Here is a 20,720-nt window from a genome sequence, read left to right as displayed (position 1 = left end):
CTCTGGGCTTGAGCGTGTTTTGTCAGTATTTCAGTGACTGCGTATTGGGACATTGTCAGGCCAATTACGGCCAGGCGAGCGTGGCGGCCGACTTACGTAGTAGACTGGTGAATGGCTGGTCTGAAATATGTCTTGACCAAATCGTTGCCACATGTGTTTTGCAACATCCAGAGAATAGCGCCGCTGCCGCCAAGCCGTCGGGCTATGATAAGCGCCAACCGCCTTCCAGAAATCACCGGTGTCTCTTAGCGCCGCGAGAAATATCCAGCGGGCCGCATCCACGTTGAAGCAGGCATCGAAGCGGAGCCAATTGCGGACCTCAGGCCCTGACCTACCCATTAGCTCTGCAATCCTCGGTACCCACCAACTGTTGATCTGCAAGGGGCCAAGATCGTGTGTGCCATTGGTGTTGCTGACTTCGGCGCCGATCCAGCCCGCCTCCTGGTCCCGCAGGCCCCAGAGGGTCTTTTCAAGCCAGGGACGGCCCGCGGCGGCGTCATGAATGCAACCGGCAATACGGGCTTCATCGGCCTTACGCACCGCGGCATGAACCGGCGTCGCCATAAGCATGAACGCCGTCGCGGGCAACCAAAGCCGAGACGCTTGCCCGAATAGCGTGGGTCGAAGGAAAGTAGTGGTCACGGGCGAACTCCCTCACGGTTGAACAATGGCATCAGCGGTCAAAGCCGGGTCGAACGTTGGAGTTCTGGTGATCTTGATCAGCGACGGGCGAAGAATGTCCCCTGCCTGCGTGCGCATGACTGCGGTCGGCGCTGGCTCGGCGCTCAAGTGCCGACTTCAGGATACGATCCATGATTTCCGCAATGCCGCGCGCGCCTTCCGCGAGATGCTCACTCAACCCCTCCGGGGAGCGGCGCTGATCAAGCTGGCGTTCCAGCAGTTGGTCGCGCCGGTCCTGACGCATGCGTTGCTGATCGTCACGCTCCTGCGCGAGGCGGCCTGCATGACGATCGGCAAGGGCGCGCGCGGTATCGCGATCGAGCCGGCCGAGCCCTTCCAACGCCGATGTCTTCTCGCCGGACCGGGCTTCCAGCTTTTCGACGAGCTTCTTCTCGTTTTCGGTCCAGAGCTTGACGCCCAGACGCGCGCGCGTGATCGCCGTGTAGTAGTTCTGGCCATTGACTAGGGCGGAATTGACCGGCGCCAGGACATAGACCCGCGCATAGGTCTTCGACTGCGCGGAATAGACCGTCTCAGCATAGCCGTGATCCCAGGTCTTATGCTCGCTAAGATCGATGGTCTGGACGCGCTCCCCGCGATCCCAGCGGATGGTGGCGAGGCTCCCTTCCAGCTTCTCGACCGTACCGCGCTCTGCGTTCTTGAGGTCCAGTTCGCAGTTGACGAGCCGCCACTGGATACGGTCGCCTTGCGCAAGGTCACGTTCCTCGCGGTGGAACACGTTGACGTGACGCGCTTGCCCCAGGCGCGGATCCCACCGGATCATGCGGCCATTCTCATCGACAAGCCTAACGACCTGTCTGCCATTGGCATCCTGGCTGAGACCGGCCACCCGGTACTCGGTGTCTCGAGCAATGCCGGGACCAGCCAAATCGCGCGCGAAGGTCACGACCTGGCCGCCAGAATAGAAGCGCGCGAAGTGCTTTTCCTGGGCGGTCATGCCTGCGGGAGTGAGCACGGAAAGGCGGGTATCTTCCGCTGCGATCGCGCTTTCGGACTTAAGGGTCTCGCGAATTTTCGCGTTGACCAGGAGTCTGGTTTCGTTTTCGAGCACGAGAATATTGGTCGTTGCGCGGGTCTCCGGCTTGAGCCGGGTCCATTCTTCGACAAGCCCTCGCGCCAGGCGCTCCGCGCTTGCCCCGCTGACCACCTTGTCGAGCTTTTCCATCGAGGCGGCATAGTTACCGGCGCGGGCTTCGGTTACCGCGGCCTTCATCGTCCGCGTTTCCTGCCGCATCGATTCCGTCAGCTCGGCGGTCGGGAGTCCCAGGCGCTGAAGGAGCCAGAACGGCTTGCCCTGCTCGATCGCGCCAGTCTGCCGGTTGTCCCCCAGCAGGATGAGCCTCGCTCCCGTCTCGCGGCTGATCTGGAGCAGGCGCTGTGCCTGCCGGTTCCCCAATTGCCCCGCCTCGTCGACCAGCAGGACGTGGGTATTGGTGATCCCGTGCCCGCCGCCTGCCAACAGGCTGGCGACAGTCCGCGCCTCCACGCGCGCCCCGTCGCCAAGATTGGCGGCAGCCGAGGAAGTCGGCGCTAGAGCGAGAAAGTGCGTTCCCGGTTCGGCCGCCTCGGCAAGCGTACACATCAGCATCGACTTGCCTGCACCGGCGACGCCATGGAGCCCCGTCACGCGGTCGCGCGATGTTGCGAGCATGACCAGCGCCTGCTCCTGCGCCGGATTGAGCCCGGCCTGTTCGAGCCGGGTCAGCAGGCGATCGGACGAAGCAATGGGCCGGGCATCATCCAGTGCAAGGGCAAGTTCGCGCGACAAGGCCTGCTCGAGGCGGGCACTGCGCCGCGTCGTGCGCCCCCTGGTCAGGGTATGATCACCGGTCGGCTCGCGTGCCGCTAGCAGCTTGTGCCGCGCTTCATGCTCGGTGATGAGCGGGCGCACATCGGTGAGGCCGACCTCCCCGACATGGCTTTCCAGCGCATGACGGTAGAGTGAGCCCAGGTTGGAGACGGCCTCGCGGGTTTCAGCTTGGCGGATTCCGAACAGGGCTGCGCGCCTGCTCACCATGGGATCGCGCTGCAGTCCCTGTACTTCGCGCTCTGCCGCTCGGGACCCAAGGTCAGCCAGCTCCTTCACATAAGGTTTTGCGCGCTCGGCCCACTGCTCTTTCAGATCCTCGAGCCCCACCTTCACTTTGGCACCGCGCGTTTCGTAGAAGGAGGCACGCCGTGCGGCCTGCCCGGCCAGGCCATGCTCCTGCGCATGAGCATCGATCTTTCGGGAACGCTGCGACGTATCGCGGATAAAGTCCTTCGGCACCCCGGCGATTTCGAAGAGCCCCCTGCGCGGGTCGAATTCGATCTCGAAGCCCTGTTGGCGCAGGTCCCGTGCGAGTTCGTTGCGATAGACCTGACCTGCCACCATCTGCTCGGCGAACATGGCCCGGGTCTCTAGGCTGGCCATGGGCCCGGCCGCTTCGCGATTGGTCATGTTGAGAACGACGACGTGCGTATGAAGGTGCGGGTCCAGGTCCCGGCTCGCATGCTCGGTAAAGCGCGCGAAGAGCAACCGGCCCGTCGTTTCGTGGATGATCTCGCCGTCCTCGCGGCGCCGGAGCGAGGCATGTTCTTCCAGATAGGAGAGCGCCGCCGTCACTGCGCGTTCGTGAGCCTCAATGATCCGATCGTCACCCGCGACCAGCGCCATGATCGAAACGGACTTGGGCGCATTGACGGCAAAATCCCATCCGGGATGGTGCTGGAGTTCTCCATCGCTGCGATGCCGCCCCAGCTGCTGGCCCGCAACGTGCCCGGCAAGCAGTTCGGCGAAGACATGGGGATCGACTTTGCCCTCAAGGCCAAGTTCAGGCGCGAGCCATCCTCCCCATTGGCTGGGTTCGTCACCGCCCTTCGTATAATAGTCGCCCACCGTGTAGTAGCGCGCGATATTACCCGAAGTGCCCTTGAGACGGCGGGGATGGATCATGCCGGCCGGGCCTTGCGATGAGGCCCGCCAGCCCGGTCATAGACGTCGATCTCGATACGCGGATGGCCGCGACGCGGTGCAAGCGAAATGCCCTGGACCTGTCGCGTTTGCGCAGGCTCCCGTTCTGGTTCGGCTCCCGCTTCGCTCTCTTTGGAGAGCGGCATTTCCTCTGGACCGGCTTCGACGGGTGCGTCGTTCTCTGACGGCACTTGCGCAAACAGGTCCGGTTGCCGCCCGCCCGGTTTGCTGTTGCTTCCCGGTTTTGGAGATTGGCGCGAACGCTTGGCCTTCTTCGCCGGGGCACTTTCCTCGCCCGGCATGCCAGAGTGATCCTCCCCTCCTTCGGCATGAAGCGTGGCGATGATCGCTTCGCCATCACTGTCGCGCACGGGCGGCGTATCGCGCTCGACGAACCCTTCCGTTACTGTCGGTACGGTGTTGAAGGTGTCGGCAAAGCGCACCACGGGAAGGTTGCGCCCGAAACGCAGGTAGCCCGAGAGGTTGGGGAGATTGGTGACCTCAGTATGCATGACCAGTGGACGCGTGACCTGCATGCGCGAGAGGTTCACCCCATCGCGCATGTCGTTGACGCCGTAGGACATTCCTTCGTTCGCCTCGATCTGCTCGACCTGCCCAAGGTTCTCCGAGACATGCTTGGCGGTGGGGGTATCGTTCGCGCGCAGCGCCACCCAGGTCGAACAGTAACCGGTGATCGCCGCGGCATCCTGTATGCCGTAGGTCGCTTCCAATTGCGGATAGGACTGGAAGCCCAGGATCCCGCAGCCACCGTACTTGCGCGCGCGGGCCAGGAAGTCGGAAAGCGAGGGCAGTTTCTGCAGCGAAGGAAGCTCGTCGATGATGCAGTAGAGCCGCCGCCTGCGATCGGGCGCCAGGCTCATGATCGCCGAGATCGCGATGTCGAGCCAGACGGTTATGAGCGGGCGGAGCGAGGGGAGCTGGTCGGCCTTGACGGTAATGAAGAGCCAGTTGTCCCCCTCTTCGTTGGTCACCCAGTCGCGGATCGAAAGACCTGTCCGGGTATCGTCGAGGTAGGAGAAGCTGCGCATTACCGAGGCGAGTTCGGCCTGGATACCGGCAGAGGTCCGTTCGCCCTCGAGGCTGATGAAGGCGGCCGCATCGGTTCCCGCAGCGAAGGCGGCAAGATCCTTGAGCCTGGAGCGCAAAAGCCGGTCGAGCAGCACCGAGACCAGCATCTCGCCTTCCCGGGCAAGCTTCCTCAGAACAGCGACAAGCGTCCCGCGTGCAGCCTTGGCCCAGAAGGGATCACCCGCCTTGTCGGGGATCGTCGATTCCGCGATCTGGTCGTAGTGATACTCGCGCGGGACGTCCCCCCACGGCGACCAATGGGCGGTGCGTGCATCGAGGGGATTGAGAATGATGTCCTTGTCCGGACGGTAGAACTTCTCGACGAATGTCCCTGCCGTGTCGTAGACGATCGCCCGCTTGCCTTCCTCGCGGATGCCATCCAGCATTTTGACGATGAGGTTGGTCTTGCCGGTACCGGGTGCGCCGCACAGCAGAATATGTTCCGGCTCGAACGCATCGGGCACAGGAACCCCGCCGATCGAAAAGCTCCCCTTCTGCTGCCTCCAGAGCGCGCGCCGCACCTGCCTGACGGTCCCGAAACGCGCCCCGCGCAGGTATTCATTGGAACCCAGCCCCCGTCCCGTCCGGGTGAAGGCGAACCAGGCGAACAGAAGCGCCACGAGCGAGAACACGCCTGCCACGATGGCCCCGTGGATGAGTTCGGTCTCGAAGGCATGGAGGGTGCCCTTCGCAAGGGGGGAGACCATCAGTGCATCAGCAGACGTCCAGTAGGGGTGGCCATCGGGCGTCTTGAACAGGACCGGATCGTTGGTCTCGGGCGCCGCATCGGTCTTGAAGCTGCCTTCCACGAGCTTCATCGCGACGTATCGCTGGTAGGCCGTGGTATGCTCGAGTGCCCACCAGACCGTGCCCATGATCCACAAGGCCAGGCCTGCCATGAAGGTCTGGAAGAAGACCTGCGTGGTCATCCTCACGTTGTGGACGATGGACTGGCCGCCCCGCGTCCAACTCCCCAGGGTGTCGTTGCGAAAGATGCTCATGACCGCCTCCCCTCCTGCGCAGAAGGGAATGCCCCAGCGCCGAAACACAGGCCGGGTTGGACCCGATCGAGGAAAGCATCGTGCCCGCACCGGCGAACAGCTGGCGTCGACCAAACCGCACCCTTTGGGTGCCGCCGGCCTCCTGACATGCTCCCCTTCATCGGTCCTGCTCCGGATCGAGGAGGCCCCGTTCGCCGAGGATCGCGCGGGCATCGAGCATCCCCCGCTCGAGAAGCTCCGGCGCGCGGGCACCGATCGAGGTGGCGAGCAAGGTCAGAATCTGGATCGAGGTCGCCAGAACCTCGTCCTGCGAGGAATAGATGTAACGCCCATCGGGATCGGCTGCTTCGCCCAGCACTTGGCGAACAAACTCGGACAAGGTGAGGTTTGCGCCGTAGGCCCGGCGCTGAAGTTGCCGGTAAAGGGTGTCGTCCACCCGAACGCTTATTCTGTGCATGCCATTGCTCCGCTGCGCGAAGCCCGGCGTCAGAATGTCATGAAGCAGGAGTTTTTTACCGCAAACCGGCAAAAAACTCAAGAAATGCGGCTGTCCGCCACGGCACACGCGAGAAAAGCGAGGAAGCCCAAGACCTTCGCAGGGCCGGGTGCCATCGCAATACTACCGGTATGACGCCAATGCGAACCAGCGGGTGACGCGGCACCCTCGGCAAGCCTCTGACCTAGCGAGAGAAATCCACGCAGCACCCGTGCGTACGGTGCATTACAAAACGGCCACGGCCGTGCGTCCTTTCATGCGCAGCGATTTCTCGCTGCGTCGCCACGTCCCGGAAGGGGCGCGGCTCCCCGAAGGGGGCCTTGTCCTTTCGCCGGTGGGACACCGGCAGGCTGATCATAGTGCCGCATAGGGGGAACCTCCGAATTCATGATGACCTCCACGTCCAGGGATTGCAGGCCGCCTTCAGGTGGCCAATAAAGGGGACGGCGGGCAGACCATCGAAGGACCGATGGACATGCCCAAGAAGACTGACCGTGAACGCCTCGCCGACCTTGAAGCGCGCCAACGCATGATGGCCGAAGAGGTGGAAAAGACCCGCCGCGCCTTGCGCGGCAAATGCGCCGAGATCGTCACTGACCTTCCAGTCGAAGACCTCACCGAACGCGAATTTCGCGATCTGCTTGCCGCCGCGATCCGATGTGGCGGCGCCGCTGCCGTGACTGCCCTTCGCGCCCTCCCGGAGGCATGCACCTCGTCCCAGCCGGGTACTCCCACGAATACCAGGTCATCCCGCAGGGATGGCCCAGCGACGAGCATGGCGTAGCCACGCGCAGGAGGCCGGAGCCACACTCGTGGCTCCGCATCGCCCCGCGACGGGCGCGAAGCCGAGAGGCTTCGGGTCCCTGAGCGGGGGTGAATTTACCGCCGGCAAAAGGAAAGGGACCGGCCGAGCCGAAGCCCGACCGGTCCCTTTCCTAGCCGTTTATGCCGCCGCCTGATTGGTGCGCTGGTCCTTCAGCGCGAAGAAGCGCGCCGGTACCCGCTTGGCCCTCACCTCACGGGCAAGATGCGACTGCAGCCCGGAACCTTCGCAGACGATCGCTTCGACCGGACACAAGCCCAGGAGTTGCTCGTTGCGGGCAAACCCCGCCCGCTTGCCGAGGCGCCGGTCGAGCGTAAAGGCGATAAGCATGGTGCCGCTGCGCGCCGCCCAGGCCGCTGCGATGGCATCGCAGCCCTTGTCCTGTGCTGTGGTCGCCAGAACCATGTTCGGCACGCGTGCCTTTACCGCATCGAGTGCGTTGGTGAGGAGTTCGTGATCCTCCCAGGACTGCCCTCCCGAGAAGATCACAACCGGACCTTGCGGGGCGTGCGCCTCGGCCTTGCGCATCCGCCGCGCGGCGAGAAAGTCCTGCGCGGCAATGACCGATGCGGTGCGCTTGGAGGAGACCAGCGAGCCCCTCGGGGAGCACCATGGCCGCCCGCTTTCGGCAAGGTAGGTTGCCGCAGCGTGATCGCGCATGCAGGCCACCGCCTCGCGCGCTTCGTCAAGCGACTGGCAGAGCACCTGCGCTTCCTCGAGTTCACCCATGAGCACCTCGCTGCCGTCGGCATCGCGGGCGAGATCGCGAACCTTCATCGCGGCCCGGTCGGCTTCGCCATCGAGCTGCTCGGCCACCTTGTGGAAGGAGTTGACGATCCCCCAGGCGAGACGCGGCGCAAGGCTTTCGATGCGGGTATCGCGCAGCACGTCGAAGAGCGTGGCGACCAGCATCTCGGTGGCGAGCTGGGCCTGCATGGCATCCGGCATGTCGCAGGTCAGTTCCTCCTCGGCGACGCCCATTCGGCTCTCATCGAGCCCGGTTTCGAAAGCGGTGGAGAAGCCATCGGCCGGTGTCAGAGTTTCCGCGGCGATGAGATCGGCGATTTCGGAAAAGTCGCGAATGGTGCGCTTGGTGTTCATCGTAGCCTCCTTGAAACTAGGAAAAGAGGCTTCCCCTCCTGCACGGGCTGCGAGCGCCGGGGTCAAGGACCGGGCGCAGCCCGGCCGCGAAGCGGGCGACGGAGGAACCGATTTGCGCAGCAAATTGGAGGGGCCGTCGATCCTTGAGGCCGGGGCTGACCCCGTGCCATACTTGGACTTGTTGGAAGAGAGAATAATACACGGGCGCCTGCCCCATACGCCCGAGCCTTGGCATGGGCTCGATGCCCATGACGGGGCTTTTGACAGCAAATGGTTGCATCTTTGACGGAGGGATCAGCGGAAGGTGTGAATTCCCCGGCAGCACAAAAGTGGGCTGGCGCGCGAGGAGTGCGGCCAGCCCGAATTGTCCGGTTCAGTCGCGCGGACGAATTATGTCTACGCCGGTGTCGTCACGCGCGCGGCTGTACCCCATCGCCTGGATCGGGCGGAATATAGTCCTCGAAAGGGTTCCCATCGCAGAGATGTCCAAACGGAGTCATGACGTAATCGCCTTCGTCGCGGCCCACGGCCGTGACGACGTAGCGGGGCACACCGGTCCGGGCATCGGTGCACTCCAGGAGTGCGAGATTGCCATCGGCCGCGGCGCGAAGCAGCGTTTGGAAATTGCGGCGATAGGGTTCAGGGATTGCCATGCGAACCTCCTGTCATGGGAATATGATTGGGCAGAACAAAGGCCCTGCCCCGGATGATCAGGCCGACTTCACGCCCGCATACGCGGGACAGCGGTGTCAGCGATCTGGTCCGCCTTGCGGAAGGCATGGATCGGAACATTGGCCTCGCGCAGAACCTGATAGAGGTTCGCCTGCAGGCCCGATCCTTCGCACAGTAGCGCTTCGACCGGCTTCAATTCAGCAAGCTTGCGGTTGCGGGTAAAGGCCGTCTTGCGCCCCGAGCCGTAGAGACCATAGGCGACGAGCGGCACGCTGTTCTCCGGCCGCGCAGCCCAGGCCGCCGCGATCGCATCGGCGCCCTTGCGCTGCCCGGTCGTCACCAGCGTCATGTGCGGTACCCGCGCCTTGATCTCGTCGAGCCGCGCCCACAGCGTCTCCCAGTCGTGCCATTGGGCTGGGCCAGAGAACACCACGACAGGTCCCCTGGGACTGTGCTTCTCGCGCGCGGCCAATTCGCGGGCGCGCAAGAAATCGAGTGCCGCGATCTGGCTGGCGGACGAGGCCGAGGAGGCCTTGCTGCCGCGCGCCGGGGACCATGGCCAGCCCGACTGCACGCGGTACATCTCGGCAGCATAGTCGCGCATGCATTCGATCGCGGCGCGCTGCTCGGCGAGCGACTGACACAGGAACTGCTTTTCTTCGAGCTCGTTGTTGTAGACCTCGCTCATGTCGGGATGGCGCGCCAGATCGCCCAGTTCGAGCGCGATGGCGTCCTCGCGCCGTTCCAGCTTTCCGGCGACGAAGTGGAAGCTGTTGACGAAGCCCCAAGCGATTTCGGCGCCAAGCGGTTCGAGCCGTGTGCCGGTGAACAGGTCGAAGATCGCGGCGATTACACCGCCGCATTCAGCCTGCGCCTCGAAGGGTTCCGGCATGTCATGTTCACCCGGTTCCTCGCCGGGCTGTGTGATGGAGACGGAAAGCGGATCGCCGAATGCCGCCTGGAATTCCGGAGTAGCGGTCATCTCGGCGTAGAGGGTCTTGAGGTCGGCGAAGCGATCGACGCTGCGCGTGAGGTTGGTGCTGGTCATGGCGAAGGCCTTTCACATTTCGGGATCTGGACAAGAAAAGGCCGGAGGCGCTGATTGCGCCCCCGGCCTTCGCAAGGTGCTGCTCGTGCAGGATCAGAACAGCGGTTCGTCGCCCTCATCGGCGCCCGCGCCCATCAGTGCGCCATCGGCTCCTGCGGTGCTGCCGCCGAAGCCTTCCTGCCCACGCTCGTCGTAGGAGCGCTGCATCCCGCCGAAGCCACCGGCAAACTCGGACCGCATGGTCTCGCGCCGCCAGGCGATGGTGTAGCCGCCGTCTTCGGTCGGGAAGAGCGCGACGGGCAGCGGTTCGGGAAGGCCCGGATCATCGACCGATCCGGCAAGGAAGGCTTCCCCGGTCTTCTTCGAGAAAGCCTCCCACAACGCTCCGATCTGCACCCAGCGCCGGGCGACGTTAAGCGCCAGGATTTCGTAGGCGGGCGCGCGGTCGCTCATGCTCTCGACCTTGCGCAAACCGATACGTGGCAGGTCGATGGTGCGGGTGGCGATGGAGCCAGTGAGGCGGCCATTGACGCTGCGGATTTCTCCAATGTTCATGATCTTCACTCCTTGATGATGTCGCTCTCGAACCATTTCTTCGCGACACCCTCTTCGGACCTCCTCTCCTCTGTATCCCGCCCGCGCGGCCTCGCCCCCGCGTGGCCGGGCGCAACGCCCTCGCCTCCCGCGGTACGCCGTCAGCCAACCTGTGCGGACTGGCCCGCTCCTCATTTCAGGGGTATTCTTGGGCGATGGACTCGGAAACGCTTCGCACCGTCGCGGACCTTGCCCGCAAGCGTGCAGCGCGCGAGTGCTCGGGCATGCATGGCGACGGCATGATGCGACTGGGGGCGGCGCGTGCTCTCACCCAGCTCGCTGTGGATCTGGAAGTTTCCGCGGCCGAACTTGAGCGCACTACCGGTTCGCGGCGTAAGCGGAACTGATCGGCGCCTTGGGGATGAAGGGGCTATCCGGTCGCGTTCCGAATCACCGCACCTCAGTTTCCAATCACACGGTGCATGTCGAGGTCAGGCTGAAGCTGAAGCGATCCAGGTCAATGTGAGGCGGTCTGGTCCGGCCATCTGGCCCTCGGCGACAACTTGTTGTTCATGGAATGGGGCAAGATCGTCCTCGGAAACGAGGAAGATCAATTCCCCATCGCCCGTTTCGAGAACGGCGCTGCGGCCGTTGAGGCGCAGCAGGCCAGTAAGGCGGCGATAGGTAGGATGGTGCGACGCCATCAAACCATGGCTTTCAAGCGCAGCGCACCGTGTGCGCCAGTGTGAGCACGGAACGTCCAGCAATTGATTCGCGGCAAGACCATGCGCCCCCTGTCCGGCGATCCTCCGCAATGATCAAGGCTTAACATATGGCAGATGCTATCCTGGTGTTTCCGCGTCGCGGCGCAGAAGAAGGCTGCAGATCGATCACCTGTTCGTAGCGCCGGCGGCGATGCCGGCGATCCGTTTGCGGGCGTTCGCGAATACCTGATCGCCGGAAATGCCGGGGCCGCTGGTGGCGCCATGCTCGATCTCGGCGCGAAGCGCATGGAGCCGCACCTGACGCGTTGCTTCCTCTTCCTTGAGCAAACCAAGGCTATCGCTAGCGGTTCGACGATAGGGTCGACGGCCCGTTCCATCCGTATTCAACGAATGGCGACCACTTCAACACCGACCTTTTCGGCAACTGCGCTCCACTGTCGGTCCGATGTCCAGGCCGGCACATTCTCGATCGAGGCCAGGGCCAGACAGAAGCGGTCGCCCAGGGACAGTCCGGCGTCGGCAGTCAAAACGCGCAAGTGCCCCGCAAGCCGCGCGATATCGGGATCAGCCGGAACAAGGGAGATTGGCAAGGGATGCAGCATGTCATCTACTTCGTGTGGGGGCATGCCATTATGAATGAAGTGGCTGACGACTTCCGCGTAGTTGACCACGCTCATGCGCGCATCGCCAAGCGCTTCGGCCACTTTGTCACCGCCCGGCTCCTCCCGGAGCATGGCCAGGAGCGCGGACGCATCGAGAATGAATGCGCTCATGCCCCGCTGTCTTCACGACGGTTCGCGAGAAACGCATCGACCGAGGCATCAGGCCGGTCAGCGGTATATTTCCGGGCGAGCGCGCGAGCATGCGCGACCGACTGGGCAACAGTGCGCAAGATCACGCCATCAGGGGTTTCCTCGACGATCAGCGAGCCGCCCCCTGCAAGGCCGAGCCGCTTGCGGATATCGGCGGGCAAGCTCAGCCTGCCGCTGGGTGTTATCGAAATCTGGATTGTCATAGCGCAGGCCTATATGGCTAATGATCAACATTGTGACATGAATGAGAATATATGCCACAACTTGCACCTCTTGTCATGCGCCGATGGTTACAGATTAGCTCTACAACGATTGACGGCAGCAGGTCAGGCGAATGGCCAGTCCCTTCATGCGACAAGCGCGAGAATGATTTCGTCGTTGCCAGGCGCCAGACAGCTTGTGCGGATAGGCTGAAACGGATTGCCGGTGGCGACGATAAACTGGCGCATGCCCGTTTGCCGGCGCGCGCGAAGGGCAACATTATAAGCCTGATCGAAGCTCGTGAGTTCTGCTCGCCGCGGCGATAGCCCGTGACTGAAATTGGCATTGTGCATGAAGCGTCTCCAGTCCGGGGGCGTGGTGATCTTCGGCTGTGCCCGAGCCAGCTGATCGTCAACCGCTCGCGCCATTCTCAAGATCGCGCAGATGCGCCATCACCGCAATTGCATGCCCTAGGGCGCAACGACAGGCACGCTCTGCGGAACGTCGGCAGGGCTCATGCCGTTCACCACGGGAACACCGGCAGGGCATCGATGACGTCGGCATCGCAGTCAAACAGCAGGTAGCTGCACCCCAGATCCCGGGCAAAGCGCATGGCCGCCAGCAGCTCGAGGGGAACCTTCCGGCGGTAAGGTTCGGGGATCTCGCGGCTGGCCACGAACCAGCCTTCATGTGTCGAAGCGACGGCCAGCGGCCGAAGCGAGCGATCGAGTCCGGCCCAGGCATCGAGCCGCTCGGCTGTGCTCAGGCGCACATGGGATGTGCTGAGCACAAGATAGCGCCCGAATTCCACAGGCACCTCCAACAGTAGTGAAAATGGAGACGTGCCGGCCAATGCGAGGATCACGCGGCCGGCACGTGGCGGTTCAATTGACCTTTTCGAGGATCTTGCGCGCCTTGCCCTCGATCTCGAGCCGGGCGTCCTGGTTGGTCTTGCTCCGCGCGTGGGCAGTAATGCCCTGCACGAAGTCATAGAGGCTCTCGGGCGGACGACCTTCCTCGGCGAGCACAGTGGCAATGATCTTGCCGGTCTCGGCCTTGGAAAAGCCGCGCTTCCTCAGGAAATCCTCGCGGTCCTCGTCCTTGCGGGCAACAATGCGCTCGCGGGCCTGTTTGATGCCGTCGACGAAGCTCCGGGGCGAGGAATCCGCGAAGTGCGCCAAGGCAGGTGCAGCCTCATGCGCGAAACGGTTTGCGGCAAATTTCGAGTGGCGGATGTTGATTTCCTCGAAGTTCTCGACGCCCCACAAGTTTCGATTCATACACACCGCGCGAAGGTAAAACGTCGCGATTCCCAGCGTCTTGGAGCCAACCTCGGAGTTCCAGGCATAGAAGCCGCGGAAGAAGAGATCGGGCTCGCCATTGGGCAGCTTGCCGGCCTCGATCGGATGGGTGTCATCGACCAGGAACAGGAAGACATCGCGGTCGGAGGCATAGAGCGTCGTCGTTTCGCTGCTGACATCGACATGGGGGTTGTAGACCATCGAGCCCCAGTCGAGCACGCCGGGGACCTTCCAGCGGGTATCGCCAACGCCATCTCCGGCAATCCGCATGACCGCGCTCACCAGTTCGTGATCCCAGATGCGGCCATAATCGGGGCCAGTGACCGCACGCAGTTCGGTGCGACCGTCGTCGGTCTGGAGCAACTTCACCTGCTCACCGCGGTGCGAGAGCAAGCCATGTTGCATGTTGATGCCGGCAAGTGCTGCGGGAAGCGTACGCAGATAGGAGGCGGGCGCGCCTACCAGGCTCGCGAGCTGCCCGAAGGACCAGTTGGTCGGCGCGATCGGCGTGTCGTCGCCGGGCGCGATCAGCGTGAGCAGTTCCGGATCCTCGCTGCGCGCCTCGACACGCACCTGCCTGCTTTCGACGATGCGTGTTGTGGCCTGGTCGGCCCGGCGGCGCACGCTGGCGTGAAGGTCGGTGAGCGAGAGATAGCGTTCATCGTCGGGGCGCGAGAACCATTCGGACGAAACGCGCGAGATATTCTGGCCGCGCGAGATATCGACGCGGTATCCGCCGCTGGCGGGCGCGTCAGACGGGTTCTCGATGATGCGGGCGAATGTGGTCATGGCAGGCTCCTCGGAAGGGGAAAGGGACATGAGCCGGAGCGTCGCTTGCCCCGCACTCGCCCTTCCCCACCTCCTCCCCTTCGCGGCATGCTTGCAGGACCTGTCCCGCACGGCGTCACCCGCCGATGGCTCGCCATTCGTAAAGGAGATGCGCATCCGGATCGTGTTCATTCCCGATCGCGATCCGCACCAGGCGTCCATCACAGGCAAAATTGCTGGCGCGCGGGAAGTCACAGTAGCTGCGCCCTTCGAACACGAAATCCCGCGAGCGGACCTGGATCACCTTGCGCGCCGCGCCCAGCGCGCGATGGTTGAAGGGCGCGTGCAGGAGAGTGAGGGTATCGCCGGGTTTGAGACGCTTCCTGAAGCTCGCGAGCGAGACGAGACTGGCGACCGGATTGGCCTTCCCGCGCCGGGTCGCAAGCGCCGCCCAGTAGGCCTGCCTTATGGCGACTTCCGCATAGAACGAGCAGTTCCAGTAATCCTGGAGCGGGTTGGTGCGGCAAAAGCCGAAGCGCTCGATCTGATCGCGCACCGTCGTAATGAACGTCTCCTGCGCGTCGCGCGTGGACAGATCGCCCGGAGCGTCGAGAACTTCGGCCGTGATCTTGCGGCCGCCGGTAAATCCCTCGCTGCGAAGGACGAAGCGGATTTCAGGGAAATAGCTTGCAAGGTGCGTTTCGATCCGGCGGCACAATGTGCTCAGGTCCTCGGACGCACGATAGAGGTCGCCCTGGTAATGGAAATTACCCCGCTCGTCGTAGGGGGTCTCGCTGTAGAGGCGCGCAGGCGCCTCCACCGGGGTGGTGGATGGCATCATCGTATCCTTTTCAATGAGGAAGGAGGGTCAGGCCCGGTCCAAGGCAACCCAGGCCCAGTAACCAAGCCGTGTGCCGCCATCGGCAACTTCGGCCTGCCAGTCGGCGACGGGGTATTCGGGATCCTCGCTCCAGCCGTTGCGGCTTTCGGCGGCAGTGGCTGCATGAGATTTTCGCGACAGCATGTCATTCAGCACGGCGCCTGTGGTCTTGAAGACCATACCATCGGCAAAGATCGCGCAGGCCCCGCCCCCGAATTCACCCACCTTGGGACGAGAGCAACTGCATGCCCATTCGAACCCGATGGGCGCCTGACGCAGGGTTTCCTGGCAGCAATGCCGGATCAGCTGCGCGAGAGCATCCGGCTGGAAGTCAGTGGTCGAATAGAGGCAGACGGTGGATAGTTCCGGACGGTCACGCGGGTTTTCGGCTTCGAATTCCACCCCGAAGTCCGGAAAATCCGGATCGGGAAAGATGGCAAGAAACCCGTTCCACAGATCGCCTGAATTGACCGGCGGAAAGGCAGCCAGAAACTCCGGGGACGGGTCCTTGGGCGTATCTTCGGCCATGAAAGCGTAGCTCGCCTCGAATGCCTCCTCGATCAGTGCCAGTTCGGCATGGGTGCAGCTGAAGGTGAAACTGCCCTGCACGTAAGAGTCAGCCATTGTCCGTCTCCCCATTCTCGACGGTGTCCGCAGTGCCACCTGCGATATTGATCGGCGGCGGCTGAAACTCCGCGCTTTCGAACCAAGCTTCGATCGCCTCCATGGTTCCGAGCGCGCGGATCATGCTCAGGGCCAAGACGATTTCCTCATTCTCGGTCATGTCGAACTGTGCAGGCGTGCCGGTGCTGAAAAAGACCACGCGCTCGGGGCCGAACGCGCCGCTGCAGCTGCCGGAATCGCGCACAAAGGCGATGCCATGGTCTTCGCAGAACTGCTCGGTCCACTCGAACATGCCGCCAGGCTGCGCATAGGCGAAGGCCGCGAGGGTCTCGCCGGAACGCAGCGATGCAGGATCGACTTGTTCGCCTTCCCAATCGGCCCGCCCTCCGTCGAGCTCGATCGCTTCGAAGAGGCCGGAAATACACGAATGAGGAATCACGCCGCCAATGCGGATCGACGCACTTGCCCGGTCAGCCATCTGGGTTCTCCTTATTTGAGGTTCAGAAATGTGCGCCCGGCCAATCGGACGCACATCCCATCCCCCACTCCCTTCACGAGCCAGGGCGTGATGGTGCGGATGCCGAAGCCGGGTCAGCCTTGCGATATCGCCGTCAGCACCTCTTCAGCCCGATCGCTGGGCACGAAAATGCGCGTGGTGTACTGGATGACCTCGGTGAAGCAGCCCCGCGCCTTGAGCCAGTCGCGGTCACCGGGGGCCGCCCCGCGCAGTTCCAGGCGGCGGCTGTTGTTGACGAAGACCGAGGCGAGACGAACGCCGTCGAGCCCGGGGACAGGAACACCACCATCGCTGCGCGCTGCGGCAACTAGTTCGGCCGGGGTCAGGCGCACCGATGCCGTCAGGCCAAATTCGGCCTGAAGCTTCTCGACGGCGGCAGGCACAACGATCCGGCCGAGAAGAGCCTCGCCGGTCCTGTCGGTAATCCTCCAGACCCGAACATCGTCCGATGGGAGCTTGTGCCAGACCGGCAGCAGGAGCCCGGTCGCCAGGCTGATGGTCTCGACATCAAGCTGGACCGAGGCTGCCGTCACTTCGGCCTCCCACAATGTGCGGAACGCATCCTGCTCGATCGGCTGCCAGTGGGTGCCCTCCAGGGCATGCGCGGACAGGCGTTCGCTTCCTGTGGGCCGGACCAGTTGGCACATGGGCACCGGGCGCCCCTCGTCATCGGTGATCGACCAGGAGGGAACCCGCAGCGCGACCTTGCCCGAGCGGCCGTTCCGCAGCCAGGCAACGCCCTCGGTACCTTCCCACATGCGCGTGAGCCGCGCCCATGACGTGGTGCGAGGCTTGGTGTGCAGTTCGAGGCGCAGTAGGCGCGTCTGTGCACCGGTGACCGGATCGGTCCGCAGGACCTCATCGCCAAGCACCACGATCCGTTCGGCGACAATGGTCTCGACCCCGAGATCGAGTGTACCCGCCTCGCGCGCAGCATCGATACGGGCCTGGATGAGGCCGCCATATTCCTCGAAGATGGCATTTTGCACCGCGATCCTGAGCGCCAGAATGCGATTGAGCCAGCGCTGGATCGGCGGCAGGCGTTCGAGCAGGGCGCCGCTGTCTTCCTCGACCAGTTTGAGACCGGTCATGTTGGTGAAGTCGGGAAGTGTTGTGCTGGAAAGCTTGCCGGCGTGCAGCAGGCGATACCACTGGGTCAGGGCTTCGCGCGCATGCGTGCTTTCCAGGCTATCAGCCGGATCGAACAGGTTCTGACCTCCGGTCTGGCGCTGGCCGCGCGTTAGTGCCCCCAGGCTGTCGAGCCGCCGTGCGATCGTGCTGATGAACCGTCGCTCGCCTTTGCAGTCGGTGGTAACGGGGCGGAAGACCGGCGCACTTGCCTGGTTGGTGCGATGGGTACGCCCGAGCCCTTGGATGGCACTGGCGGCCTTCCAGCCCGGTTCGAGCAGGAAGTGAATGCGGCGTTTCCCGGCGCTGCCGCTGCCCAGGTCCGCGTGGTAGGAACGCCCCGTGCCGCCGGCATCGGAAAAGGCGAGGATCGGCTTGCGCCCGGCCATGAAGGCATCGCTGTCAGCCTTGCGCGCGCCGGGGCTGCGCGATTCCAGTTTCTGGTTGCCGTGCGGATCGAGAACAATGCGTTTGGTCCGGCCAGTCACTTCAGCGACTGCATCGCTGCCGAAGTGGGCGATCAAGGCATCGAGCGCGGCTGGTATAGGCGGCATGCCGCACAGCTGCTCGATCAGATCGTCGCGCGCAGCCATGGCTTCGCGGCACGGCACCGGCGTACCATGTTCATCGACCATCAGTTCGGAACGGGCGGTACCGTCACTGGCCGTGAAGACCCGCATCTGCCGGGTTGGAAAGGCATTTCTGAGATAGTCGATCAGCCCGTCCCTGGGCGAAACGTCGACGACGAGATGCGCGCGTTCCTGCGCGGACAGGCCTGACAGGCGCCGTTCAAGGACGGCTTCCCCCGTCGTCACCAGTTGCACGACAGCGGCATGGCCGACCGCCACTTCGGCTTCGATCGCCCGGATCAGGCTCGGCATCTTCATCGACAGGAGCACCTGGCTGAAGAATCGCTGTTTGGCACTTTCGAAGCGGGAGAGTGCCGAACCCTTGGCCTGCGAGTTCAGGGTATCCCCCGACATGCGATCAACAATGCCTGTGGCTTTCAGGGCCTCATCCAGGTGCCTGTGAATGATGCTCCAACTATCAGCATAAGCATCATAGATCGCGATTTGGTCCGGCGTCAGCTTATGTTCGAGGGCCTCGTATTCAACGCCGGAAAAGCTGAGAGCCCGGGCGGTATAGAGCCCCATGGCCTTCAAATCGCGTGCGACAATTTCCATGGCGGCAATGCCGCCGTCCTCCATCGCCGCCATGAACCCGGCCCGGTCGCGAAAGGCCGTGCCCGGCCCCCACAGGCCGAGACGGGCGGCGTAGCACAGGTTCGCCGGATCGGTAGCGCCAGTCGCAGAGACATAGAGCACCCGCGCACGGGGAAGTGCATGTTGCAAGCGCACGCCGGCAAGCCCTTGCTCCGAGCCCTTGGCCGCGCCGAACTCGGTCTCTGTTCCCGCGGCATTGGCCATGGCGTGCGCCTCGTCGAAGACCAGCATGCCTTCGAAGTCTTCGTCCAGCCAGGCACGGATTTGCTGGAGCCGTGAGGCCTCGTCGTGACGTGAAGATCGCAAACTCGCGTAAGTCAGGAACAGGATGCCGCTCGCCATGTCAATCGGCTGGCCAAGCGGGAAGGCATCGAGCGGCTGGATATCGATGGGCAGCCCCCCGAGCGCTGCCCAATCGCGGCGGGCATCCTCGATGAGGCCGGAGGCAAGCGATATCCACACCGCCTTGCGCCGTCCCCGGTTCCACTGGTCGAGGATCGCGGCGGCGACTTCGCGCCCCTTGCCCACGCCCGTGCCATCCCCAATGAAATACCCGGTGCGATAGACATATCCATCCGCGGCTTCGGCCAGTTGATCGCCGGCTTCGTTGGGCACAAAGGCACCAGGCAGATCGCGCTCGAACGCCTCGCCGGCCTGGATCACCGTTTCGAGCTGGGCATCGGAGAGCGCGGCGACGGCACGGGCTTGCAGCATGGGATGGTAGCTGGGCACTGGCGGCAGGACCGAAGCCATGGCGATAGATTCCACGAGCTGATCGGGGTGCGCGGCAGCGCGGGGAATTTCGAGGCGGGAAAGCCGCCAGGGTACATAGATACCGGCAGGATCGCCCGCTGGCAGCGGCGTCTCGCGCACGGTGTATTCGAGCGGTTTCGCCGCATCATCGACGTGTGGGTCCCGCCTGGGTATGGTGCGACGCGACGATGCGAGCCCCGAGAACAAGGGCGAGGCGGCAGGCCGCGCCGCGGCGCGCACTGGCGGTTGCAGCAGTGCCGCCGCAGGTGGCGGTGTCGGCGAGGGATCAAGCCGGGGCGGCAGTGCCAGAATGACTGGCAAGGCCTCTTCCAGCGAATGGACGCTGTGGCGCTCCACCGGCCCCGCCCAGCCCTTGTCGTAAACAAGCAGACGCACCGCGATGCTCGTGCCGTGCTTGGCGAAAGGGCTGCCCAGGATCGTCAGTTCCATGCGCGGCGGCGCAACCTCGGCCACTGCGGTGTAGCCCGCCGAGGCGCTGCCGTCACAAGCGAAACCCGGAGGCATGATCGCCACGCAGCGCCCGCCATGGACGAGCCGCAGAAGTGCCGAGCGCAGATGGCGCGCGCCGGCATGACGATCAGCGCCGCACCCCTCGCTGCGGCTGAATGGCGGATTGATCAGAACAACGTCGGGTGAAGCGCCAGAAGGCAGTTTGTCGTGGATGAACTCGGCATCGTGCGTGTTGACCTCGCGGCCCAGCGCCATGCCCAGCAATGCGGCACGGCCGGGATCGCGTTCGTTGAGCAGCAGCCGCGCACCGGCCCGTGCCGCATGGACCGCGAGCATGCCGGTCCCCGCTGAAGGTTCGAGCACGAGGTCCGACCGCACAATTCGCGCTGCCATGGCTGCTAGCCAGGCCAGGGCTAGCGGTGTGCTGAACTGCTGCAGACCGACCTGTGTTTCGGACCGGTAGGTCTGTGTCGGCAAACATTTTTGCATGTCGAGAAGCGCAGCGAACACGGCACGGGGATCGTCACCATGCCGAGGCTCCCAGTCGTTGCATTGCAGGAACAGGACCTGCCCGGTCTCGAGAGCATCGTAGGCATCGCGCATCGACCAGGCGCCATCGGCGTCCGATGCGCCAAACGTCTCGGCCATCAGCTGCGTGAGGTCTCGGCGGAATATGGGATGAGACCGTGACAGCCTGTCGGCCAACACCCTGGCAACGTTGAGCAGCTTGTCGGCTTTGGTGGTACCGGCAGCGCCATCGGCCCCGGCGAGATTGAGAAGCGGCAGGTTCATCGAGGCGATCCTTGGGTAAATCAGGCGGCTCTTCCGCCACCTTGCCCATCCCTCCTTTCCCCCTCGGTCGTGTGAGCGGGACGCAAGGAAACGGGGCCGCGACATG

21 protein-coding genes are annotated in these 20,720 nt (G+C 63.8%); 2 read left to right on the top strand and 19 right to left on the bottom strand.

Going from position 1 to position 20,720, the window contains the following annotated elements; translation table 11 throughout:
- Positions 1 to 30 precede the first annotated feature (30 nt).
- From LK12_RS24310 to LK12_RS17460, 4 genes are all read right to left on the bottom strand, one after another.
- Positions 31 to 564 carry a lytic transglycosylase domain-containing protein gene (locus tag LK12_RS24310; protein WP_331454148.1) on the bottom strand — a complete coding sequence of 178 codons (534 nt, stop codon included), beginning with the start codon at positions 562 to 564 and terminating at the stop codon, positions 31 to 33.
- Between the two features lie 109 nt (positions 565 to 673).
- The gene (mobF, locus tag LK12_RS17470) at positions 674 to 3,637 is read right to left on the bottom strand and encodes a MobF family relaxase (protein WP_039286648.1); all 2,964 of its coding nucleotides are present in this window, start codon (positions 3,635 to 3,637) and stop codon (positions 674 to 676) included.
- Positions 3,634 to 5,745 (bottom strand): type IV secretion system DNA-binding domain-containing protein, encoded by a 2,112-nt coding sequence (locus tag LK12_RS17465; RefSeq protein ID WP_039286647.1) that lies wholly within the window; start codon positions 5,743 to 5,745, stop codon positions 3,634 to 3,636. Before LK12_RS17465 ends, mobF begins: the two co-directional genes overlap by 4 nt.
- Positions 5,746 to 5,902: 157 nt before the next feature.
- Complete coding sequence (locus tag LK12_RS17460) at positions 5,903 to 6,202, bottom strand: CopG family transcriptional regulator (protein WP_039286645.1); 300 nt, start codon at positions 6,200 to 6,202, stop codon at positions 5,903 to 5,905.
- 466 nt (positions 6,203 to 6,668) lie between these two features.
- Between LK12_RS17460 and LK12_RS17455 the strand changes: the two genes are divergently transcribed.
- Entirely contained in the window at positions 6,669 to 7,025 is a 357-nt protein-coding gene (locus tag LK12_RS17455; protein ID WP_231568400.1) for a hypothetical protein, read from the top strand.
- A 159-nt stretch (positions 7,026 to 7,184) separates the two neighbouring features.
- On the opposite strand, the gene LK12_RS17450 is transcribed toward LK12_RS17455, so the two are convergent.
- The 4 genes from LK12_RS17450 to LK12_RS17430 all read right to left on the bottom strand — a co-directional run bounded on the left by LK12_RS17450 (position 7,185) and on the right by LK12_RS17430 (position 10,440).
- Positions 7,185 to 8,165, bottom strand: coding sequence for a DUF2493 domain-containing protein (locus LK12_RS17450; protein ID WP_039286643.1), 981 nt, complete (start codon positions 8,163 to 8,165; stop codon positions 7,185 to 7,187).
- 410 nt (positions 8,166 to 8,575) lie between these two features.
- Positions 8,576 to 8,818, bottom strand: coding sequence for a DUF6117 family protein (locus tag LK12_RS17440; RefSeq protein WP_039286639.1), 243 nt, complete (start codon positions 8,816 to 8,818; stop codon positions 8,576 to 8,578).
- Positions 8,819 to 8,886: 68 nt separating this feature from the next.
- Positions 8,887 to 9,885, bottom strand: a complete 999-nt coding sequence (locus LK12_RS17435; RefSeq protein WP_039286637.1) for a DUF2493 domain-containing protein — start codon at positions 9,883 to 9,885, stop codon at positions 8,887 to 8,889.
- Between the two features lie 93 nt (positions 9,886 to 9,978).
- Positions 9,979 to 10,440, bottom strand: a complete 462-nt coding sequence (locus LK12_RS17430; RefSeq protein WP_039287020.1) for a DUF736 domain-containing protein — start codon at positions 10,438 to 10,440, stop codon at positions 9,979 to 9,981.
- A gap of 194 nt (positions 10,441 to 10,634) precedes the next feature.
- Here LK12_RS17430 and LK12_RS17425 point away from each other — a divergent pair, with 194 nt between their 5' ends.
- Positions 10,635 to 10,826, top strand: a complete 192-nt coding sequence (locus tag LK12_RS17425) for a hypothetical protein (protein WP_039286635.1) — start codon at positions 10,635 to 10,637, stop codon at positions 10,824 to 10,826.
- Between the two features lie 84 nt (positions 10,827 to 10,910).
- Here LK12_RS17425 and LK12_RS17420 read toward each other — a convergent pair whose 3' ends face one another.
- The 11 genes from LK12_RS17420 to LK12_RS17370 form a co-directional block, all read right to left on the bottom strand.
- Positions 10,911 to 11,123 carry a DUF5818 domain-containing protein gene (locus LK12_RS17420; protein ID WP_039286633.1) on the bottom strand — a complete coding sequence of 71 codons (213 nt, stop codon included), beginning with the start codon at positions 11,121 to 11,123 and terminating at the stop codon, positions 10,911 to 10,913.
- A 186-nt stretch (positions 11,124 to 11,309) separates the two neighbouring features.
- On the bottom strand, positions 11,310 to 11,471 hold the full coding sequence (locus LK12_RS17415; RefSeq protein WP_197063576.1) for a hypothetical protein: 162 nt from the start codon (positions 11,469 to 11,471) through the stop codon (positions 11,310 to 11,312).
- Between the two features lie 56 nt (positions 11,472 to 11,527).
- A complete protein-coding gene (locus LK12_RS17410; RefSeq protein WP_039286631.1) occupies positions 11,528 to 11,917 on the bottom strand; it encodes a type II toxin-antitoxin system VapC family toxin in 390 nt (129 codons plus the stop codon).
- The gene (locus LK12_RS17405; RefSeq protein WP_039286629.1) at positions 11,914 to 12,159 is read right to left on the bottom strand and encodes an AbrB/MazE/SpoVT family DNA-binding domain-containing protein; all 246 of its coding nucleotides are present in this window, start codon (positions 12,157 to 12,159) and stop codon (positions 11,914 to 11,916) included. Before LK12_RS17405 ends, LK12_RS17410 begins: the two co-directional genes overlap by 4 nt.
- Before the next feature lie 144 nt (positions 12,160 to 12,303).
- Positions 12,304 to 12,510: a hypothetical protein gene (locus LK12_RS17400; RefSeq protein ID WP_039286628.1), complete on the bottom strand. Its 207-nt coding sequence runs from the start codon at positions 12,508 to 12,510 to the stop codon at positions 12,304 to 12,306.
- A 170-nt stretch (positions 12,511 to 12,680) separates the two neighbouring features.
- Positions 12,681 to 13,022: a DUF5983 family protein gene (locus LK12_RS17395; protein ID WP_231568399.1), complete on the bottom strand. Its 342-nt coding sequence runs from the start codon at positions 13,020 to 13,022 to the stop codon at positions 12,681 to 12,683.
- 19 nt (positions 13,023 to 13,041) lie between these two features.
- Complete coding sequence (locus tag LK12_RS17390; protein ID WP_052223572.1) at positions 13,042 to 14,247, bottom strand: hypothetical protein; 1,206 nt, start codon at positions 14,245 to 14,247, stop codon at positions 13,042 to 13,044.
- Between the two features lie 115 nt (positions 14,248 to 14,362).
- Positions 14,363 to 15,064 carry a hypothetical protein gene (locus tag LK12_RS17385; protein ID WP_039287013.1) on the bottom strand — a complete coding sequence of 234 codons (702 nt, stop codon included), beginning with the start codon at positions 15,062 to 15,064 and terminating at the stop codon, positions 14,363 to 14,365.
- 30 nt (positions 15,065 to 15,094) lie between these two features.
- A complete protein-coding gene (locus tag LK12_RS17380) occupies positions 15,095 to 15,730 on the bottom strand; it encodes a hypothetical protein (protein ID WP_039286624.1) in 636 nt (211 codons plus the stop codon).
- Positions 15,723 to 16,208, bottom strand: a complete 486-nt coding sequence (locus LK12_RS17375; protein WP_039286622.1) for a hypothetical protein — start codon at positions 16,206 to 16,208, stop codon at positions 15,723 to 15,725. Before LK12_RS17375 ends, LK12_RS17380 begins: the two co-directional genes overlap by 8 nt.
- A 113-nt stretch (positions 16,209 to 16,321) precedes the next feature.
- Positions 16,322 to 20,614, bottom strand: a complete 4,293-nt coding sequence (locus LK12_RS17370; protein ID WP_039286620.1) for a strawberry notch-like NTP hydrolase domain-containing protein — start codon at positions 20,612 to 20,614, stop codon at positions 16,322 to 16,324.
- Positions 20,615 to 20,720 lie beyond the last annotated feature (106 nt).

Origin of the sequence: Novosphingobium malaysiense (assembly GCF_000802225.1) — a bacterium.
In the GTDB taxonomy this organism is placed as follows: domain Bacteria; phylum Pseudomonadota; class Alphaproteobacteria; order Sphingomonadales; family Sphingomonadaceae; genus Novosphingobium; species Novosphingobium malaysiense.
Note: the sequence above shows the minus strand (reverse complement) of the source record. Positions and strands in the feature narration are given on the sequence as shown.

What these genes read in the sequence shown, in the direction of transcription:
- LK12_RS17385 (WP_039287013.1), bottom strand. Translation starts at nt 15,064, where the DNA reads ATGCCATCCACCACCCCGGTGGAGGCGCCTGCGCGCCTCTACAGCGAG.
- LK12_RS17380 (WP_039286624.1), bottom strand. Translation starts at nt 15,730, where the DNA reads ATGGCTGACTCTTACGTGCAGGGCAGTTTCACCTTCAGCTGCACCCAT.
- LK12_RS17440 (WP_039286639.1), bottom strand. Translation starts at nt 8,818, where the DNA reads ATGGCAATCCCTGAACCCTATCGCCGCAATTTCCAAACGCTGCTTCGC.
- LK12_RS17435 (WP_039286637.1), bottom strand. Translation starts at nt 9,885, where the DNA reads ATGACCAGCACCAACCTCACGCGCAGCGTCGATCGCTTCGCCGACCTC.
- mobF (WP_039286648.1), bottom strand. Translation starts at nt 3,637, where the DNA reads ATGATCCATCCCCGCCGTCTCAAGGGCACTTCGGGTAATATCGCGCGC.
- LK12_RS17420 (WP_039286633.1), bottom strand. Translation starts at nt 11,123, where the DNA reads ATGGCGTCGCACCATCCTACCTATCGCCGCCTTACTGGCCTGCTGCGC.
- LK12_RS17460 (WP_039286645.1), bottom strand. Translation starts at nt 6,202, where the DNA reads ATGCACAGAATAAGCGTTCGGGTGGACGACACCCTTTACCGGCAACTT.
- LK12_RS17370 (WP_039286620.1), bottom strand. Translation starts at nt 20,614, where the DNA reads ATGAACCTGCCGCTTCTCAATCTCGCCGGGGCCGATGGCGCTGCCGGT.
- LK12_RS17465 (WP_039286647.1), bottom strand. Translation starts at nt 5,745, where the DNA reads ATGAGCATCTTTCGCAACGACACCCTGGGGAGTTGGACGCGGGGCGGC.
- LK12_RS17450 (WP_039286643.1), bottom strand. Translation starts at nt 8,165, where the DNA reads ATGAACACCAAGCGCACCATTCGCGACTTTTCCGAAATCGCCGATCTC.
- LK12_RS17405 (WP_039286629.1), bottom strand. Translation starts at nt 12,159, where the DNA reads ATGACAATCCAGATTTCGATAACACCCAGCGGCAGGCTGAGCTTGCCC.
- LK12_RS17390 (WP_052223572.1), bottom strand. Translation starts at nt 14,247, where the DNA reads ATGACCACATTCGCCCGCATCATCGAGAACCCGTCTGACGCGCCCGCC.
- LK12_RS17430 (WP_039287020.1), bottom strand. Translation starts at nt 10,440, where the DNA reads ATGAACATTGGAGAAATCCGCAGCGTCAATGGCCGCCTCACTGGCTCC.
- LK12_RS17400 (WP_039286628.1), bottom strand. Translation starts at nt 12,510, where the DNA reads ATGCACAATGCCAATTTCAGTCACGGGCTATCGCCGCGGCGAGCAGAA.
- LK12_RS17375 (WP_039286622.1), bottom strand. Translation starts at nt 16,208, where the DNA reads ATGGCTGACCGGGCAAGTGCGTCGATCCGCATTGGCGGCGTGATTCCT.
- LK12_RS24310 (WP_331454148.1), bottom strand. Translation starts at nt 564, where the DNA reads ATGGCGACGCCGGTTCATGCCGCGGTGCGTAAGGCCGATGAAGCCCGT.
- LK12_RS17425 (WP_039286635.1), top strand. Translation starts at nt 10,635, where the DNA reads ATGGACTCGGAAACGCTTCGCACCGTCGCGGACCTTGCCCGCAAGCGT.
- LK12_RS17410 (WP_039286631.1), bottom strand. Translation starts at nt 11,917, where the DNA reads ATGAGCGCATTCATTCTCGATGCGTCCGCGCTCCTGGCCATGCTCCGG.